The organism is Marinobacter shunpengi (genome assembly GCF_045449715.1).
Lineage (GTDB): Bacteria > Pseudomonadota > Gammaproteobacteria > Pseudomonadales > Oleiphilaceae > Marinobacter.
In genome coordinates this window covers 153,912-168,699 of sequence record NZ_JBJJLA010000010.1, presented here as the reverse complement: position 1 = coordinate 168,699, position 14,788 = coordinate 153,912, and the positions used below count along the sequence as shown (strand labels likewise).

The window sequence follows — 14,788 nt, the reverse complement described above, 5'->3', positions numbered from 1 at the left end:
CGGCCCGTTCCGCGGTAGTCAATCACAAATTCTCACAGTTCCCTGCTGCCGATAGTGACTCCCTCTGGCTAAAATGGACGCTGGTCGTCACACTGAGATGTTCCGATGCAATGTTGTGACCTCTCTGACGTCACAATATTTGGTAACTCAGGTTTCTTTTAGCCGGAGGGTTTAAATGGCTCTAGCCGATCCATCCGAAGAAGGATATTCCGCCGTTTTCCTCATGGATGGTATCGAGGTGGCGCGTCAGATGCGGGCCACCGAATTTGACGCCTTCCTGGACGGCTACGTGGGCCTGTCGGACCTGGCGGACACCGACGTGCAGGCAGTGTTCGTGCAGATCGGTACCGACCTGCTGGTGCGGGGGCTGGTGTTCTTCCGGATCTACTTTGACGAGGAAGGGCGCGCTGACAGTCACTGGAACATTCCGGTGGAGGCACTGGTCATGAAGGGCTCGGCCGGCCCGGATATGGGGGCGGGGCCCATCCGTCTGGTCTGCCGCAGTCTGTGTCCCGAGAAGCGCTACCAGTCCGAGCTTTGGGATCCGGACATGACGCCGGGGTCCAACCACTTCCAGACCATCCGCAAGGCCGTGACGGCCAACCATCTCAAGTACAAGCGCAAGAGTTCGTCCGACGACGAGCAGATCCCCGTGTTGCGTACCGCGCTGGGTAAGCCGGACGCCGAGGTCGCCAGCCAGGAGGCCAGGGCCCAGCGGAACCGGCTGGCCCACATGATTCGTGAGCAGCGGTTGCGTATCAAGACCCTGCAGGGCGCCCACCGGGATTCCCTGGCGGCCATGCAGCGGGAACAGAGGCTCGAACATCGCGCCTGGCAGGAAAAGATGACCGAGCTGGAACGGAAGCTGGAACGGACCAGGCTCGATGCGAAGAAGGTGAAGAAGCGCCTGGAGCGCCGGGACCTCCAGGTGGAGGAGTTGCGCCAGCAGCTGGATGAGGCCCGGGCGGCAGCGTCGGAGGCGCCCCAGGGTATGGAGGAAGCCGCCCAGGCGGAAGTGGTCCTGCTGCGCGAGCAACTGGAGCGCAAACAGCGGGAGCTGGACAGTATGGGGGAACTCACCCGGGAACTGGAGCAGGCCCTGAATGAGGCCCGCAACAAGGCCCCGGACGAGGACAGCCTGATTCGCCAGTTGCAGGACCAGAAGGTTTTCCTGGTGGGCTACCACGCTGGTGTCGGTCACCTGACCCTGCCCTACAACGACCTCCGCCGTTATTTCGAGAACCCCACCGGCTACGCGGCGGAAAAGTGTGGACTCTCGGAACCGGACTACCGTCGCTGGCTGGACCACTACGAGAACCCCGTCTGCCGTGCCCCGGGCAAGAAGAAAGGGCAGACCTGTGGCCAGCCGGTCCTGCGGATCAGCCAGCCCGGCGAGTTCGAGGCGGGCGTGCACGACCGTTGCGACGATCACCGTTAACCTTCACCGACCTTGACCACCGGACAATCTTTTTCAGAATTGATCCGTAATTCGTTAAGATGATGGGAGGCTTCCGGGAATGGGCCAGCCAATCTCTGGTCCCCGGACGCTTCCAGACATCGCGACTGACAGACTGAGAGAGTTAATGGATCAATTCAGGAATATCGGTGTTATCGGCCGCATGGGCAGTGTCAAGGTGGTCGAAACGCTGAGGTCCCTCAAGACCTACCTGCTCAATGAAAACTACCAGGTGATCCTGGAGCAGGACACGGCGGGCATGCTGCCCGGTCACGGCCTTCAGGTGGCCAGCAAGAAGCTGCTGGGTGAAATCTGCGACCTGGTCATCGTCGTCGGCGGTGATGGCAGCCTGCTGGGGGCGGCCCGGGAGCTGGCCAAGTCCAAGATTCCGATCCTCGGGGTCAACCGAGGTCGCCTGGGATTCCTCACCGACATCTCTCCCTCGGAGCTGGAAGCGCGTCTGGAAAAGGTACTGCGGGGCGAATATATCGAGGAGAACCGCTTCCTGCTGGATGGCAACCTGGAGCGGGACGGGCAGCCACTGGGTTACGGCAGTGCCCTGAATGATGTGGTGTTGCACCCGGGCAAGTCCACCCGGATGATCGGGTTCGATCTCTATATCGACGGCCATTTCGTGTACAGCCAGCGGTCCGACGGACTGATCGTGTCCACCCCCACCGGTTCCACGGCCTATTCCCTGTCCGCCGGCGGGCCCATCATGCACCCCAAGCTGGATGCGGTGGTGCTGGTGCCCATGTTTCCCCATACCCTGAGCAGCCGGCCCATCGTGGTGGATGGCAAGAGTGAGATCAAACTGGTGATCGGCGACACCAATGAGACCTATCCCCAGATCAGCTTTGATGGCCAGATGGACATCGCCTGTGCCCCGGGGGATATCATCCGTATCACCAAGAAGCCCTTCAAGATCCGCCTGATCCATCCCAAGGATCACAATTTCTACGCCACCTGCCGCGAGAAACTCGGTTGGGCCAGCGAGATAGCAGCGAGTTAATCATGGCAAGTGTAAGACCGGCCTCCCGGGGCTACGACATCATCGGCGATATCCATGGCTGCGCCCGTACCCTTGAACACCTGTTGCAGCAGATGGGATACCGCAAGCGCAACGGCGTCTACCAGCATGACCGGCGCCAGGCGATCTTTATCGGCGACATCATTGACCGGGGCCCCCGGATCCGCGAGGCGCTGCACCTGGTCAGAGACATGGTGGAGCATGGCTCCGCCCGGATCGTCATGGGCAACCATGAATACAACGCCCTGGGCTATTGCACCCGGGCCCGGCCAGGCAGTGGCAAGGAGTTCCTGCGGGAGCACAATGCGCGCCATAACCGACTGATCCAGGAAACCCTGGAGCAGTTCGATCACCATCCCCAGGAATGGAACGAATTCCTGGAATGGTTCTACACCCTGCCACTGTTCATCGAGGAGGAGCGCTTCCGGGTGGTACATGCCTGCTGGGACGAGCGTCTGATTCGCCAGTTCCTGGAATCCCAGGGCAGCCCCTGTATCGACGAGGATTTCCTGCATGCGTCGGCGGCCATCGAGTCCTTCGCCGGACAGGTCATGGATACGCTGCTGCGGGGCACGGACCTGCCCCTGCCGGATGGCACGACCATCACCGGGCGGGATGGCTACACCCGCAGGTTCTTCCGCACCAAATTCTGGGCCGACGATCCCCGCACCTATGGTGATGTGGTGTTCCAGCCCGACCCGTTGCCGGAGGAGGTGGCCCGCCGCGAGCTATCCGAGAAGGAACGATCGGAGATCATCCGGTATCCCCTTGGCGAACGCCCGGTTTTTGTGGGTCACTACTGGATGGAGGGCGAGCCCGCCCCATTGAAACCCAATGTAGCCTGCCTGGATTACAGTGCCGTGAAATACGGCAAGCTGGTGGCCTACCGCCTGGACGACGAACGGGAACTGTTACCCGAGAAGTTCGTCTACGTGAACGTGGAGCGCCCGGAAATCAGCGGCGCTCCCCAGACCGAAGACAGCGTCGCGAGGTAAGAGGCTTGCATCGAATCAAGGAACTGGAGACCGGGGACGACCTGTCCGGGTTCAGCACCTGGCTGGGACACCAGGGGGTGAAACACCAGATCACCCGGGAGTCCGATGTCCAGGTGCTGTGGCTGGACAACCCCGACCATGAGGAACCGGTGCTGGCCGCGCTGGAGCAGTACATGACCCGGGACGATGTCCGTGACCGGGTGAACCAGGCCAGCCGGGCGCCGTTCCGTGGTGGTCGCTGGCAACCGGCACCCAGGCATTCACCGATGGTGTTCGGGCTGATCATTGTGGCCGCGGTGGTCGCCTGGCTGACCGGGCTTGGGGAAAACATCATGTCCGCGGTCTTCATGTACGTGGACCCTCGCTATCACGACTGGCAGACGTTCGCGCAGCGGCTGGACGCCCTGACGGGCAGCCTTGCCAGTGGCCAGATCTGGCGACTCGTGTCGCCGGATTTCCTCCACTTCAGCCTGATGCATATCCTGTTCAACTCTGTGATGCTGTGGTTCCTGGCCAGCCAGGTGGAGTGGATGGATGGCCGGGGGCGCTTCCTGGCGCTGTTCCTGGTGACCAGTCTGGCCTCCAACACGCTGCAGTACCTGGTCTCGGGGCCGCTGTTTGGTGGGTTGTCGGGGGTCGTCTACGGGGTGCTGGGCTACTGCTGGCTCAGTCAGCAACGGCAGCCCCGTTTCCAGTTTCCGCCGGCCCTGGTGACCTTTGCCCTGGTGTGGATGATCATTGGATTCACTCCGTTACCGGTCTGGCTGGGAATCGGTCGCATGGCCAATGAGGCGCACCTGGGGGGGTTCCTGGGTGGATTGCTGATGGCTCTTGTGATGCCACCCCCTCGACTGCAACGGGCGACCTGAGTGCGAGGAGTCCGTGCGATTTCCACCGCGCAGACTCCTGGGCTTTTAGTTCGGACATAAAAAAAGCCCCACCAAAAGGTGGGGCATAAATGAGCTCGGAAGCTCCTGATGAGAGAGACCAAATGAAACGACCGCGTCATTTGGTGGGTTAATGATAATCATTTTCGTTTAAGGGTGTCAAACCCTTTCGGGCACTTTTTTATGACTTACGAAGAATTAATTCAACGCCTGGATCCTACCGTCTACCAGAACCTGCGCCGGGCCATCGAGCTGGGCAAATGGCCGGATGGCCGCAAGGTGTCCGGCGAGCAGCGCCGGATCTGCCTGGAGGCCGTGATCCATTACGAGAAAACCCACAATATTCCCGAGCATGAGCGGGTAGGGTACATCGAGCGCCAGTCCTGTGGTTCCGGCAAGGACCCCGGCGAAGACACCATCCGCATCGTAAGCTGAGGTGGTCTTGAGCGAAACCATCGAACTCAGTGGCCGCCTGGTGAAAATGCCGGCGGTGGCAGAAACCCCTGTAGGCTATACCCTGAAGGTAGGTGACCACGGCCTGGCCCTGAACGACCTGATCGGGCAGCCGATAGAAATTACCTTTAGTGGTGAGATCCGCTGTGTCCACTGCAATCGCAAGACCAGCAAGAGCTTCAACCAGGGCTACTGCTATCCCTGCTTCAAGCGGCTGGCGGCTTGCGACAGCTGTATCATGAGCCCGGAGAAGTGCCACTATCACCTGGGCACCTGCCGCGAGCCGGAGTGGGGCGAGACCCACTGCATGACCGGCCACGTGGTCTACCTGGCCAATTCATCCGGACTGAAGGTGGGCATTACCCGGGCCAACCAGGTGCCCACCCGCTGGATCGACCAGGGGGCGGTGGCGGCCATTCCCATGCTGCGGGTGGCAACCCGCTACCTCGCGGGCCTGGTGGAAGTGGCCTGCAAACAGCATGTGGCGGATCGCACCAACTGGCGCACCATGCTCAAGGGCGAGGCGCCGGAAATGGATCTGGTGGCCGAGCGGGCAGCACTGCTGGAGAAAATTACGCCGGATCTGGAACAACTGGCCGTCGAACATGGTCAGGGCACCATCGAAACCGCCGATGATCCGGTCTGGACTCTGGATTATCCGGTGGAGACCTGGCCGGAGAAGGTCAAGCCCCATAATCTGGACAAGGAGCCCGTGGTCACGGGTGTTCTTCAGGGGATCAAGGGGCAGTACCTGATGCTGGACACCGGCGTTATCAATATTCGCAAGTATACGGCCTACAACGTCCGTGTACGGGTTTTATCGGAGTAAGACCAATGCGCACAAGCCAACCGAAAACCATCTATCTGAGTGAATACCGGGTACCGGACTTCCTGGTGGATCACGTGGACCTGCGGTTCGAGCTGTTCGAGGACGGCGCCCGGGTACACAGCACCCTGAGCATACGCCGTAACCCGGAGGCCACGGGACCGGCGGAACAGCTTGAGCTCAACGGCGATTCCCTGACCCTGGAATCCGTCCACCTGGACGGTCGTGAGCTTCAGGCGGGCCAGTTCGAGGACCGGGGCGAGCTTCTGGTGGTGCCGTCGGTGCCGGATGCCTTCGAGCTGCAGGTGGTCACCTGGATCGAGCCCCAGAACAACACCCGCCTGGAGGGGCTGTACAAATCCTCCGGCATGTTCTGCACCCAGTGTGAGGCGGAGGGTTTCCGTTGCATCACCTTCTTCCCGGACCGCCCGGACGTCATGGCCCGCTATCGCACCCGTATCGAGGCGGACAAGGCGTCCTACCCGATCCTGCTGTCCAACGGCAACGATGTGGAGCGGGGCGACCTGGAGGGTGGCCGTCACTTCGTCACCTGGGAAGATCCGTTCCCCAAGCCCAGCTACCTGTTTGCCCTGGTGGCCGGGGACCTGGTGGAGAAGAAGGACCGCTTCACCACCCTGTTCGGTCGTGACATCGACCTGCGTATCTATGTGGAACCCCGCAATGCCACGAAGACCGGCCACGCCATGGACTCCCTGAAACGGGCCATGCGCTGGGACGAGGAGGTCTATGGCCGCGAATACGACCTGGACATCTTCATGATCGTCGCGGTGGACGACTTCAACATGGGCGCCATGGAGAACAAGGGCCTGAACATCTTCAACTCGTCCTGCGTACTGGCCAGCCCGGAGTCGGAAACCGATATGGCCTTCCAGCGCATCGAGGCCATCGTCGCCCACGAGTATTTCCACAACTGGTCCGGCAACCGGGTGACCTGTCGTGACTGGTTCCAGCTCAGCCTGAAGGAGGGTTTCACGGTGTTCCGGGATTCCCGGTTCTCCGCCGACATGGGCTCGCCCACGGTCAAGCGTATCGAGGACGCAACCCTGCTGCGTACCGCCCAGTTCGCCGAGGACGCCGGTCCCATGGCGCATCCGGTGCGCCCGGCGTCCTACATGGAGATCTCCAACTTCTACACCCTGACCATCTACGAGAAGGGCGCCGAGGTGGTGCGGATGATCCACACCCTGTTGGGGCCGGAGCTGTTCCGCAAGGGCAGTGATCTCTACTTCGAGCGTCATGACGGCCAGGCGGTGACCACGGATGATTTTGTCAAAGCCATGGAAGACGCCAGTGGCCGTGACCTGGGCCAGTTCCGCCTGTGGTACGAACAGGCTGGCACACCCGTGCTGGCGGTGGAGGACGACTATGACGAGGCGGGGCAGGTCTATCGCCTGACCGTTCGCCAGAGCATTCCGGACACCCCGGGCCAGACCGACAAGAAGCCCCAGCACATACCGTTCGCCCTGGGGCTGCTGGATCAGGATGGCAATGACATTCCATTGACCCTGTCCGGAGAGAGCGAGCAGGGGGACACCACCCGGGTGCTGGAGTTGACCGATGAGGAACATGTCTTCGAGTTCACCGGCATCGACAGTCGCCCGGTACCGTCACTGCTGCGGGATTTCTCGGCGCCGGTGCGGGTGAACTACTCCTGGAGCCGCGATCAGCTGATGTTCCTGATGAGCCATGACAGCGACGGTTTCAATCGCTGGGATGCCGGTCAGCGTCTGGCAGTGGATGTGATCCGCGAGCTGTCGGGGCACGCCGACACCAGCGTGGACGACCGGCTGATCGAGGCCAGCCGCACCCTGCTTAATGACCGGGATGCGGACCAGGCGCTGGTGGCCAAGATGCTGCAACTGCCGTCCGAGGCCTATCTGATCGAACTCTCCGATGGGGCGGATGTGCAGATTATCCACCACGCCCGGGAGCGGGTGCTGAAGGCGCTGGCCACCGCCCTGCGGGACGATCTGCTGGCCTGCTACCGGCGCCAGCAGCCGGCGGAACACTACCAGGTGACGCCGGAGGATGTGGCCAGTCGCAGCCTGCGCAACATGGCGCTGGCCTGGCTGCTGCATATCGGTGACGAGCAGGCGCGGGACCTGGCGCTGGAACAGTTCCACTCCGCCACCAATATGACCGACCAGTCCGGCGCCCTGCGGGCCCTGGTGAATTCCCCCTTCGGGGACGAGCGCAGCCGCGCCCTGGATGCCTTCTACCAGCAGTGGCACCAGGACCCGCAGGTGGTGGAACAATGGTTTTCCATCCAGGCAGGCAGTCCGGTATCCGGGGATCTGGCGGCAGTCCGTCGGTTGCTGGAGCATGAGGCCTTCGACTGGAAGAATCCCAACAAGATCCGCTGCGTGGTGGGTGCCTTTGCCGGCCAGAACCTGGCCCATTTCCACGAGCAGGATGGGTCCGGCTACCAGTTCCTGGCGGACACCATTCGCCGCCTGGACGACAGCAACCCGCAGATTGCTGCCCGGCTGTGTGCACCGTTGACCCGATGGCGGAAGTTCGCCCATGTCTACAGCGAAGGCATGCGTAAGGCTCTGGAGTCGGTGCGGGAGAAGGATGGTCTGTCCCGTGATGTCTACGAGATCGTCCACAAGAGTCTGGCCGACTAGCCGAGAATGGTTGGAGACTCAGGCGCTTAGTCCCATAGTCGGCTTTATTTTGGGGCCAATGTGGGCTATTTTCTAACAAGCTGAGAATGTGACGTATTGTAACGTCCGGCTGGAAAGCCGCCGGATAGCCCCGCTGTCGCTTTTGGCAGTCCGGGGGGCCGGGGGTTCGACCAATAACGCGAATCAAGAAGGAATCGTCTATGGCAATCCGAACAGATCTGAGACTCAAAGCCTCCACCCTGGCGATCGCAGCGTCCGTTGGCCTGGCAGCGGGCTCCATGTCGGTGTCTGCGCAGGACCAGCGCTTCGTGACCATTGGTACCGGTGGTGTCACCGGTGTCTACTACCCGGCCGGTGGTGCGATCTGTCGGCTGGTCAACATGGATCGCAAGGAGCATGGCATCCGTTGCTCCGTGGAAAGCACAGGCGGTTCCGTCTACAACCTGAACGCCATCCGTCAGGGTGAACTGGACCTGGCGGTTGCCCAGTCCGACTGGCAGTACCACGCCTACAATGGCACCAGCCAGTTCGAGGACGACGGCAAGAACGAGAACCTCCGCGCGGTCTTCTCCCTGCACCCTGAGCCTTTCACCGTGGTCGCCAGTAAGGGCTCCGGCGTCAAGACCTTCGAGGACCTGGAAGGCAAGCGGGTGTCCGTGGGTAACCCCGGCTCCGGTCAGCGGGCCACGGCCGAGGTGCTGATGGATGAAATGGGCTGGACCATGGACAAGTTCTCCCTGGCCGCTGAACTGAAGGCCGCCGAACAGTCCCAGGCCCTGTGTGACGGCAATATCGATGCTTTCTTCTATACCGTGGGCCACCCGTCCGGTGCCATCAAGGAGGCCACCACTTCCTGTGACAGCACCATCGTGGCAGTGGACAACGATGCCACCCAGACACTGGTCGATGACAACCCCTACTACCGGGTTGCCACCATCCCGGGCGGCATGTATCGCGGTAACGACGAGGATGTGACCACCTTTGGTGTGGCCGCTACCTTCGTGACCTCCGCCGATGTGGATGAGGACGTGGTCTACGAAGTGGTCAGCGCGGTGTTCGAGAACTTCGACAGCTTCAAGCGCCTGCACCCGGCCTTCGCCAACCTCAAGAAGGAAGAGATGGTATCTGATGCCCTGAGTGCTCCGCTGCATAAGGGAGCCGAGAAGTACTACCGTGAGGCAGGCCTGATCGACTGACGGTCCGGCACTCAGTTGTAATCGTACCGCCGGAGGCCGAGTCCTCCGGCGGTTTGTATCTGACCACTGAATTTCCGATGGAACCGGCCCATGAGCAAACGCGACCCGTCTGCTTCCGACAGTGTTGATGTCTCGAAGATTCACGAAGTACTACAGACGGAAACCGGGGGCAGGGCGTTAACGGGACCGTCGTCGGTCCTGCTGTTCGTCGTTCCGCTGGTGTGGTCGCTATTCCAGTTGTGGATTGCGTCCCCGCTGCCGTTCATGGTGGATTTCGGGGTGTTCAATTCCACCGAAGCCCGGTCCATCCATCTGGCGTTTGCCACCTTCCTGGCGTTTACCGCCTTCCCCATGTTCCGGGGGCGGCATATCAACCATATTCCCTGGTTTGACTGGATTCTGGCCCTGGCGGCATCGTTTTCAGCGGCCTACCTTTTTATTTTCTATGACCAGTTGGCTGACCGTCCCGGCGCGCCTGTTACCCGGGATCTGGTGGTCGCTCTGGGGGGGCTCGTGCTGCTGCTGGAGGCCACCCGGCGTGCACTTGGCCTGCCGCTGACCGTGGTCGCCGCAGTCTTTATCACCTATTCCCTGGCCGGTCCCTGGATGCCGGATGTGATTGCCCACAAGGGCGCCAGCCTGCAGAAGCTTGCGTCTCACCAGTGGCTCGGCACCGAGGGTGTGTTCGGGGTTGCCCTGGGGGTTTCCACCACCTTCGTGTTCCTGTTCGTCCTGTTCGGGGCGCTGCTGGAGAAAGCCGGGGCGGGTAACTACTTCATCAAGGTCGCCTATGCGCTGCTGGGGCATATGCGGGGCGGTCCCGCGAAGGCCGCGGTGGTGTCCAGTGGCCTGTCCGGGATTATTTCCGGCTCGTCCATCGCCAATGTGGTGACCACCGGTACTTTCACCATCCCGCTGATGAAACGGGTGGGTTTCCCGGCCACCAAGTCCGGGGCCGTTGAGGTGGCTGCCTCCACCAATGGCCAGCTTACTCCGCCCATCATGGGGGCCGCCGCGTTCCTGATGGTGGAATACGTGGGTATTTCCTACCTGGAGGTCATCAAGCACGCCATCCTGCCGGCGCTGATCTCCTATATCGCCCTGATCTACATCGTTCACCTGGAAGCCTGCAAGCTGGGTATGAAGGGCATCGAGCGCCTGAACAAGCCGACCCTTGCCCAGCGCATGCTGACCTGGGTGGTGTTACTGATCGGTCTTATTGTGCTGACCCTGGTGGTCTACTACGGGATTGGCTGGACCAAGTCGCTGATGGGGGAGGCCGCCGTCTGGGTTTTGGGCCCGCTGTTGCTGCTGGTCTACATTGCGCTTGTTGCCTACGCCGCGAAATTTCCGCCCCTGGAGTCGGATGACGGCTCCAGCGATATGACCGAGCTGCCGGAGGTTGGTCCCACGGTCAAGACCGGCCTGTACTTCCTGCTGCCGGTGGTGGTGCTGGTCTGGTGTCTTACCGTCGAGCGCTTCTCGCCCCAGCTGTCCGCCTTCTGGGCGACCATATTCATGATCTTCATCGTGATCACCCAGCGGCCCCTGCTGGCGTTCTTCCGCAAGCACGGCGACATCGGGGGCACTGTTCGCAGCGGCTTTTCCGAGTTGATCCATGCCCTGGCCACCGGTGGCCGTAACATGGTGGGCATCGGTGTGGCGACAGCCACTGCCGGCATCGTGGTGGGTACGGTCACCCTGACCGGCATCGGCCTGGTCATGACCGAGTTCGTCGAATTCATCTCCGGCGGCAACCTGTTGCTGATGCTGATCTTCACCGCGCTGATCAGTCTGCTGCTGGGGATGGGGCTGCCCACCACGGCCAACTACATAGTGGTGTCGACGCTGATGGCGCCGGTAATCGTGACGCTGGGGGCCGAGAATGGCCTGCTGGTGCCGTTGATTGCCGTTCATCTGTTCGTGTTCTACTTCGGCATCCTGGCAGACGATACGCCACCGGTGGGCCTGGCTGCCTACGCCGCCGCCGCCATCTCCGGGGCGGATCCTATACGTACCGGTGTGCAGGGCTTTGCCTACGATATACGAACCGCCGTGCTGCCGTTCATGTTTATTTTCAACACGCAGTTGCTGCTGATTGGCCTCACTGGGCCGCTGGATCTGATTATCACCATCGCCAGCGCGGTGGTGGCGATCCTGGCGTTCTCGGCGGCCACCCAGGGCTACTGGTTGACCCGCAGCTACCGTTGGGAATCGGCCCTGCTGATCCTGATCGCCTTTACCCTGTTCCGCCCCGGATTCTGGTGGGACCGGGTCTATCCGGAATACGAGCAGCGCCCCGGGTCGGAACTGGTGCAGCAGGTGGAGGCGCTGGCGGATCAGCCGCGGGTGGATGCCATCATGGCCCAGGCATCCGGTCCGTCGCTCACCGGGGACGAGGAGCGCTCCACCTGGGTCAAGATCCCGCTGGCTGAAGGCGACACCCCACAGCAACGTGTGATGAACATGGGCATCGAGGGTGCTCCGGACGGCGACGTGTACACGGTGGACTTCGTCGGCTTCGACAGCCCGGCCGCCAACGCCGGTCTGGATTTCGGCTGGACTATCAATGCCATCCGGGTTCCCCAGGAGCGCCCACCCCGGGAACTGATCTATATTCCGGCCCTGGCCCTGCTGGGTCTGATCGGCTGGTTGCAGGTCCGGCGCCGGCGTAAGGAAAATCCCCCAGACACGGCGCCAGCCACCTGACAGGCCAGCAGATTTCCTGTTAAACTCCGGCCCGATCGAGCCGCACTGGTAGCGCGGCTCCCGTTAACACGTGGTCTTTGGTACGGATCACCGCTGAGAGGAGTTTTCCCATGCCGGTAGTTACCCTGCCTGACGGCAGTCATCGCAGTTTCCCCAATCCCGTCACCGTTCACGATGTGGCCGCTGATATCGGCGCGGGCCTGGCCAAGGCCGCCCTGGCTGGTCGCGTCAACGGCAAGCTGGTGGACACCAGTTACCGTATTGACAGTGACACCGATCTGGCCATCGTCACCGACCGTGACGAAGAAGGGGTTGATGTCATCCGTCATTCCACTGCCCACCTGTTGGCGATGGCGGTAAAGGAGCTGTTTCCCGAGGCCCAGGTCACCATTGGCCCGGTGATCGACAACGGTTTCTACTACGATTTCAAGTTCGACCGCCCGTTCACCAACGAGGATCTGGAGCGGATCGAGAAGCGCATGGGCGAGCTCGCCAGGCAGGACATCCCCGTGTCCCGCTCCGTCATGTCCCGGGACGAGGCCATCAGGCTGTTCCGCGACATGGGTGAGGAATACAAGGTCCGCATCATCGAGGACATCCCGGGTGACGAGGATCTGTCCTTCTACCGCCAGGGCGATTTCATCGATCTGTGCCGCGGCCCCCACGTGCCCAGCACCGGCAAACTCAAGGCCTTCAAGCTGACCAAGGTGGCCGGCGCCTACTGGCGTGGCGACACCGGCAACGAGCAGTTGCAGCGGGTGTACGGCACGGCCTGGGCCAACAAGAAGGAACTCAAGGCCTACTTGCAGCGCCTGGAAGAGGCCGAGAAGCGGGACCACCGCAAGATAGGCAAAAAGCTGGGTCTTTTCCACATGCAGGAGGAAGCCCCGGGCATGGTGTTCTGGCACCCGGACGGCTGGTCCCTGTACCAGGAAGTTGAACAGTACATGCGCGGGATGCAGCGCCGTCATGGCTACCAGGAGATCAAGACGCCGCAGGTGGTTTCCCGTACCCTGTGGGAGCGGTCCGGTCACTGGGACAAGTTTCAGGATGACATGTTCACCACCGAGTCGGAGAAATACGACTTCGCCATCAAGCCCATGAACTGCCCCTGTCACATCCAGGTGTTCAACCAGGGCCTGAAGAGCTACAAGGACCTGCCGCTGCGGCTGGCGGAGTTCGGTTCCTGCCACCGTAACGAGGCGTCCGGCGCGCTGCACGGGTTGATGCGGGTGCGTGGTTTTACCCAGGATGATGCCCATATCTTCTGCGAGGAAGATGCCATCCAGAAGGAAGTCTCCAGCTTTATCGCCATGCTCCATGAGGTGTATGCGGACTTTGGCTTTGACCAGATCCTGTACAAGCTGTCCACCCGCCCGGAAAAGCGGGTTGGCTCCGACGAGGTGTGGGACAAGGCCGAAGCGGCCCTGGAAGAGGCCCTGAACCGGGAAGGTGTGGACTGGGAACTGCTCCCCGGCGAGGGTGCCTTCTACGGGCCCAAGATCGAATTCTCCCTGAAGGACTGTATCGGCCGGGTCTGGCAGTGTGGCACCATCCAGGTGGACTTCTCCATGCCGGGGCGCCTGGGCGCCCAGTACGTGGCGGATAATTCTGAGCGCAGGACACCGGTTATGTTGCACCGGGCGGTCCTGGGGTCCTTCGAGCGGTTTATCGGGATCCTGATCGAGGAATACGAGGGTGCCTTCCCCACCTGGCTGGCACCTACCCAGGTGGCTATCCTGAATATTACTGATCGCCAGGGGGATTATTGCCGAAATCTCGCAGAAAAGTGGCAGAATGCGGGCTATCGGGTAAATGCTGACTTGAGAAACGAGAAGATCGGCTTTAAAATCCGCGAGCATACTTTAAACAAGGTTCCCTATCTGGTCGTGATCGGCGATAAGGAAGTCGATAACGGGGCCGTTGCGGTGAGAACCCGCAAAGGTGAAGATCTCGGAACCATGTCGCCGGAAGCGTTCGAGGAGCTGCTGTCAGCAGAAATCGCACGCAAAGGCAGAACCAATACGGAGAACTGACTATCAAACAGCGAGCGAATCGGGGTGGTCGTGCACCAAAAGCACGGATCAACGATAACATTGACGCAACGGAAGTCCGGCTTATTGATGCGGAGGGCAACCAGGTTGGCGTTGTGCCGATCGAAGAGGCTTTAAAGTCAGCTGAAGAAGCGTCTCTGGACCTGGTTCAGGTTACGGATTCCGATCCGATCGTCTGTAAGATAATGGACTACGGCAAGAAGGTCTTCGAGGAGAAGAAGGCCAAGGCCGCTGCGAAGAAGAAGCAGAAGCAGGTCCAGGTCAAAGAAGTGAAATTCAGACCAGGGACGGAAGAAGGGGATTATCAGGTCAAACTACGCAACCTGATACGTTTCCTTGAAAACGGGGACCGCGGCAAAATCACTGTCCGCTTCCGTGGCCGTGAGATGGCACACCAGGAAATCGGTATGCAGCTCATGAACCGCATCGAGCAGGACATTGAGGAGCTGGCCCAGGTAGAGCAACGGCCCAAGATGGAAGGCCGCCAGATGACCATGGTGGTGTCGCCCCGTAAAAAGAAGTAATCCCGATCAT

At 61.2% G+C, this 14,788-nt stretch carries 11 protein-coding genes; all 11 read left to right on the top strand.

Annotation, left to right across the window (positions count from 1 at the left end; all coding sequences use genetic code 11):
- The first annotated feature begins 175 nt into the window (after positions 1-175).
- Positions 176-1,438: a DNA repair protein gene (locus ACJO3T_RS05345; protein WP_406977985.1), complete on the top strand. Its 1,263-nt coding sequence runs from the start codon at positions 176-178 to the stop codon at positions 1,436-1,438.
- 145 nt (positions 1,439-1,583) lie between these two features.
- Positions 1,584-2,468 carry an NAD(+) kinase gene (locus ACJO3T_RS05340; protein WP_406962062.1) on the top strand — a complete coding sequence of 295 codons (885 nt, stop codon included), beginning with the start codon at positions 1,584-1,586 and terminating at the stop codon, positions 2,466-2,468.
- A 2-nt stretch (positions 2,469-2,470) separates the two neighbouring features.
- Positions 2,471-3,481 carry a metallophosphoesterase gene (locus tag ACJO3T_RS05335; protein WP_406962064.1) on the top strand — a complete coding sequence of 337 codons (1,011 nt, stop codon included), beginning with the start codon at positions 2,471-2,473 and terminating at the stop codon, positions 3,479-3,481.
- A gap of 5 nt (positions 3,482-3,486) precedes the next feature.
- Entirely contained in the window at positions 3,487-4,350 is an 864-nt protein-coding gene (locus ACJO3T_RS05330; RefSeq protein ID WP_406962066.1) for a rhomboid family intramembrane serine protease, read from the top strand.
- Positions 4,351-4,551: 201 nt separating this feature from the next.
- A complete protein-coding gene (locus ACJO3T_RS05325; RefSeq protein ID WP_406962068.1) occupies positions 4,552-4,803 on the top strand; it encodes a YeaC family protein in 252 nt (83 codons plus the stop codon).
- A gap of 46 nt (positions 4,804-4,849) precedes the next feature.
- Positions 4,850-5,650: a DUF2797 domain-containing protein gene (locus ACJO3T_RS05320; RefSeq protein WP_406962375.1), complete on the top strand. Its 801-nt coding sequence runs from the start codon at positions 4,850-4,852 to the stop codon at positions 5,648-5,650.
- Between the two features lie 5 nt (positions 5,651-5,655).
- Positions 5,656-8,295: an aminopeptidase N gene (gene pepN, locus ACJO3T_RS05315; protein ID WP_406977984.1), complete on the top strand. Its 2,640-nt coding sequence runs from the start codon at positions 5,656-5,658 to the stop codon at positions 8,293-8,295.
- 200 nt (positions 8,296-8,495) lie between these two features.
- Positions 8,496-9,491 (top strand): TAXI family TRAP transporter solute-binding subunit, encoded by a 996-nt coding sequence (locus ACJO3T_RS05310; protein ID WP_406962072.1) that lies wholly within the window; start codon positions 8,496-8,498, stop codon positions 9,489-9,491.
- Positions 9,492-9,581: 90 nt separating this feature from the next.
- Positions 9,582-12,200, top strand: coding sequence for a TRAP transporter permease (locus ACJO3T_RS05305; RefSeq protein WP_406962074.1), 2,619 nt, complete (start codon positions 9,582-9,584; stop codon positions 12,198-12,200).
- 110 nt (positions 12,201-12,310) lie between these two features.
- Entirely contained in the window at positions 12,311-14,236 is a 1,926-nt protein-coding gene (gene thrS, locus ACJO3T_RS05300) for a threonine--tRNA ligase (protein WP_406977983.1), read from the top strand.
- On the top strand, positions 14,233-14,778 hold the full coding sequence (gene infC / locus ACJO3T_RS05295) for a translation initiation factor IF-3 (RefSeq protein ID WP_328188925.1): 546 nt from the start codon (positions 14,233-14,235) through the stop codon (positions 14,776-14,778). Before thrS ends, infC begins: the two co-directional genes overlap by 4 nt.
- Positions 14,779-14,788: the final 10 nt, after the last annotated feature.